The sequence below is a fragment of the Streptomyces hygroscopicus subsp. hygroscopicus genome (assembly GCF_001553455.1).
In the GTDB taxonomy this organism is placed as follows: domain Bacteria; phylum Actinomycetota; class Actinomycetes; order Streptomycetales; family Streptomycetaceae; genus Streptomyces; species Streptomyces hygroscopicus.
Window position 1 is genome coordinate 1 of sequence record NZ_BBOX01000599.1, and the last position, 4,537, is coordinate 4,537.

At 69.6% G+C, this 4,537-nt stretch carries 3 protein-coding genes; 2 read left to right on the forward strand and 1 reads right to left on the reverse strand.

Annotation, left to right across the window (positions count from 1 at the left end; genetic code table 11):
* Positions 1–1,535 (reverse strand): PTS fructose transporter subunit IIC (locus AXW62_RS39165; RefSeq protein ID WP_060948511.1); only part of this gene is annotated, 1,535 nt, incomplete at its 3' end.
* Between the two features lie 407 nt (positions 1,536–1,942).
* On the opposite strand from AXW62_RS39165, the gene ahcY reads away from it, so the two are divergent.
* Together ahcY and AXW62_RS39175 are read left to right on the forward strand one after the other, a co-directional pair.
* Positions 1,943–3,400, forward strand: a complete 1,458-nt coding sequence (ahcY, locus tag AXW62_RS39170) for an adenosylhomocysteinase (RefSeq protein ID WP_030837066.1) — start codon at positions 1,943–1,945, stop codon at positions 3,398–3,400.
* 134 nt (positions 3,401–3,534) lie between these two features.
* Positions 3,535–4,152, forward strand: coding sequence for a hypothetical protein (locus AXW62_RS39175; RefSeq protein ID WP_060948512.1), 618 nt, complete (start codon positions 3,535–3,537; stop codon positions 4,150–4,152).
* The last annotated feature ends 385 nt before the right edge of the window (positions 4,153–4,537 follow it).

Here is a 4,537-nt window from a genome sequence, read left to right on the forward strand (position 1 = left end):
GGCGCGGCCGGGGGCGCGGCCGGGGGTGCCGCGGCGGCGGTGGCCGCCTCGGCCGCGGCCGGGCCGCCGCCCACCGACATCAGCGCGAGGGTGACCAGCGCGGTGACCGCCGTACCGACGACGACCGCGACGAGGAACATCGGCACCCCGCCGACCGCGCCGAGCACCGCGACGATCGGACCGCCGTGCGGCACGTTGTCCTCGACCGACGCCACCCCGGCTATCGCCCCGGCGACCGCGCCGCCCACCATGTTCGCCGGGATGACCCGCGCCGGACGCGCCGCGGCGAACGGAATCGCCCCCTCGGTGATGCCGAAGAAGCCCATGAAGAGCGCCGCGAGCCCGGTCTCCCGCTCCTGGTCGTCGAACATCCGGCGGCGCAGCAGCGTGGCCAGCCCCTGGCCCAGCGGCGGAACCGGAATGGCCGCCGCGCACGCCCCCATGACCTCGGGGTTCTTGGACACCAGACCCGCGCCGAAGAGGAACGCGGTCTTGTTGACCGGACCGCCCATGTCGAACGCGATCATCAACCCGAGGATGATGCCGAGCAGCGCCGCGCTGGTGCCGGTCAGCCCCCCGAGCCAGTCGGTGAGGTGCTCGAAGACCCAGGAGATCGGCTCGCCGAGGACATGGATGAAGAAGAGGCCGAGCGCCGAGGTCGCCACGATCGGGATCACGATGATCGGCATGATCGGCTGGACGAACTTCGGAACCCTGATCCGCTTGATCCACAGCACCAGGTAACCGGCCAGGAAGCCGGTGACGATCGCCCCGATGAAGCCGGCGCCCGCCTCGCTGTCGTACAGCTCGCCGTGCGCCGCGATCCAGCCGCCCACCATGCCGGGGACGAGCGCGGGCCGGTCCGCGATGGCGTAGGCGATATAGCCGGACAGGGCCGGGATCATCAGCTGGAAGCCGATGGTCCCGATGTCGTTGACCGTCTTCCAGAAGGAGTCGTCGGGGATGACGATGCCCTTGGACGTCGTATCACCGCCCAGGGCGAGCGAGACCGCGATCAGCAGACCGCCGACCACGACGAACGGGATCATGTACGAGACGCCGTTCATGAGCGCCTTATAGGTGATGCCGCGCCCCTTACCGCCGCCGGGAGCCGCCGAGGCGGTGCCGCGCTCGGCGCTCCGGCCGCCACCGTCACCCCTGCCGCCACCGTCACCCCGGTACACCGGCGCCTCACGGACCTGCTCGATCAGCCGCTCCGGGTGGTGGATGCCCTCGGCGACCCCGACGACAAGCACTCTCTTCCCGATGAAGCGGCTGCGGTCGACGTCCTTGTCGGCGGCGATGATCACGCCGTCGGCCTCTCTGACATCGTTGTCAGAGAGGACGTTCTCGGCCCCGATCGAGCCCTGGGTCTCCACCTTCATGCGGTGGCCGAGCGCCTCCGCCGACTGAGCCAGCTTCTCGGCGGCCATATAGGTGTGGGCGATGCCCGTGGGACAGGCGGTCACCGCGAGCAGCTTGAGCCCTGGTCCGCTGGCCCCCGCACCGTTGGGGGGATCGGCTGGACTGGTCACGTGGTTCTCCTTAACAACGCGTTGAGCGGGCGCGGGAAGCTGCAAGCGTCCCCGCGCTCGCGGCATCGTGCAATACGTCGAGCGGGGATCAAAGCGACGGGGCGGACCGCGAGTTCCCGGAGCGCCGCCATCGGCTGTGGGTCTGGCCTCGCGGCCGAAGATGGCCGGTGCGGGCTGGGGTTCGGTGCGCCGGTCGGTGTAGATTCGTGACCGAGCCAGACGTCGCTGCTGATGGCGGTCGGGCGGTCCGCGCCGCGGGCCGGCCGAGGGAGAGAGGGCCTCCGACGGACTGCGCACTGTGAGGTAGGAGGGACAGGTGTGCCCGCTGTGCCGGGGCCCCTGCCCGTCGCTTCGCATGCCCAGCCGAACCACTCTCGCTCGCACACGATCGATGAGGAGCAGCATCCATGACGACAGCCGTTTCCGGTCAGGACTTCAAGGTCGCGGACCTCTCCCTGGCTGCCTTCGGCCGTAAGGAGATCACCCTCGCCGAGCACGAGATGCCCGGCCTGATGGCGATCCGCAGGGAGTACGCCGAGCAGCAGCCGCTGGCCGGCGCCCGTATCACCGGCTCGCTGCACATGACGGTGCAGACCGCCGTGCTGATCGAGACCCTGGTCGCCCTCGGCGCCCAGGTCCGGTGGGCCTCCTGCAACATCTTCTCCACCCAGGACCACGCCGCGGCCGCGATCGCCGTCGGCCCGAAGGGCACCCCGGAGAACCCGCAGGGCGTCCCGGTCTTCGCCTGGAAGGGCGAGACCCTGGAGGAGTACTGGTGGTGCACGGAGCAGGCGCTGACCTGGCCCGGCACCCCCACCGGCGGCCCCAACATGATCCTGGACGACGGTGGCGACGCCACCCTCCTCGTCCACAAGGGCGTCGAGTACGAGAAGGCCGGCGCCGCCCCTGACGTCACCACCGCCGAGAACGACGAGCACCGCGTCATCCTCGAGCTGCTGAACCGCACCATCGCCGAGAACCCGCGCAAGTGGACGCAGCTGGCCTCGGAGATCCGCGGCGTCACCGAGGAGACCACCACGGGCGTCCACCGCCTCTACGAGATGCAGCGGGACGGCACGCTGCTCTTCCCGGCGATCAACGTCAACGACGCGGTGACCAAGTCCAAGTTCGACAACAAGTACGGCTGCCGCCACTCCCTGGTCGACGGCATCAACCGCGCCACCGACGTGCTGATCGGCGGCAAGGTCGCGGTCGTCTGCGGCTATGGCGACGTGGGCAAGGGCTGCGCCGAGTCGCTGCGCGGCCAGGGCGCCCGGGTGATCGTCACCGAGATCGACCCGATCTGCGCGCTCCAGGCGGCGATGGACGGCTACCAGGTCGCCACTCTGGACGACGTGGTGGAGACCGCCGACATCTTCATCACCACGACCGGCAACAAGGACATCATCCTGGCCTCCGACATGGCCAGGATGAAGCACCAGGCGATCGTCGGGAACATCGGCCACTTCGACAACGAGATCGACATGGCCGGGCTCGCCGCCGTCCCGGGCATCGTGAAGGACGAGGTCAAGCCGCAGGTCCACACCTGGACCTTCCCCGACGGCAAGAAGATCATCGTGCTCTCCGAGGGCCGCCTGCTGAACCTCGGCAACGCGACCGGTCACCCGTCGTTCGTGATGTCCAACTCCTTCGCGAACCAGACCATCGCCCAGATCGAGCTCTTCACCAAGCCGGAGTCGTACCCCACCGACGTCTATGTGCTCCCCAAGCACCTGGACGAGAAGGTCGCCCGCCTCCACCTGGACGCGCTCGGCGCGAAGCTGACCACGCTCCGGCCCGAGCAGGCCGCCTACATCGGCGTCCCGGTCGAGGGTCCGTACAAGCCCGACCACTACCGCTACTGATCGACTCCGCCGATCGCGACGGCGCCGCCGACCGCACGGTCGGCGGCCGCTGACCCGGCCCCGCCCCGGCGGGGCCCCAGGGCCCGTCCGTGCCGTCCGGCCGGGCGGGCCCGACGCCCGTCAAGGACCTCACCATGCCCCGCGGCCGCTATTCCCTCCACGACCCGCACGATCACACGCCCCTGGGCGAGGAGCACTTCCAGTGCGCACCCGGCCCCAGCGGCTGGCGCTACGTCGCCCAGCGGACCTCACCCTCCGGCGATCACACCGGATCGGTGGACCTCACCCTCGACGAGCTCGGCCGGCCCCTGAGGGTCGAGCTGCACGCGGCGAGCTGGCGGGTCAGGGGCGCCGCCCTGGACGGGGTGACCTGGGTCCGCACGGATCCCACCGGGGAGCACGCGACCGAGGGCAACGTCCGGGCCCACGCCTTCACCGGCACCTCCCCGGCCTTCCTGGTCGCCGTCTCCCGGCTGCTGCGGCTGGAACCGGGTGCCGGGGCCGTTCGCGTCCGCCTGGTGGCCTTCACCGATCCGGTCCTCGCGCCCCTCACCCTGGACCAGTCCTGGGCACTCCTCGACAGAACCGGACACGCTACGGACACCGGCCCCCTCATGGTGGACGAGTACCAGGTCAGCGAGGTGGACACCGGAGAGGTCCGGAGGGTCCACATCGCCGGCGACGTGGTGCTCGCCGCCCCCGGTATCGAGCTGGAGGAGCTGGAGAGCCCACCGTCCTCCTTCGCGGCCTGACCCCCGCTACCCCGCCTGACCTGCGGCGTTAAGAATCTTCGGGGAATCCCTTGACTCAGGGGGGCCGCGTACGTACGTTTGAGGGTCGCGGTGAACGGACGGGCAAGCCCCTCCGGAGCATCGCACAAAGAATCTTCCCCAGGTCCCTTGACGGGGGCTGTCGGGGGAGGTAGGTTTAAACGGTTGTGGTGAGCAGGGTCTGCTTGCCGCTGACAGATCTAGAGTCTGAATCGCTCCGCGTGTGGATGGAAATCCAACGGAGCACCTCTGACACCCGCAGGCATCGCACGAAGCCGATTAGGTTCGGCGGATGTGAGTCTGCTAAAGTCGAAAACACGCCGAAAGGCAAGGCCCTCCAACGGCCACCGGAAACGGAATTCGGATC

Bases quoted from the DNA above. Each gene is read 5' to 3' on its own strand.
- AXW62_RS39175 (WP_060948512.1), top strand. From the start codon at position 3,535: ATGCCCCGCGGCCGCTATTCCCTCCACGACCCGCACGATCACACGCCC.
- ahcY (WP_030837066.1), top strand. From the start codon at position 1,943: ATGACGACAGCCGTTTCCGGTCAGGACTTCAAGGTCGCGGACCTCTCC.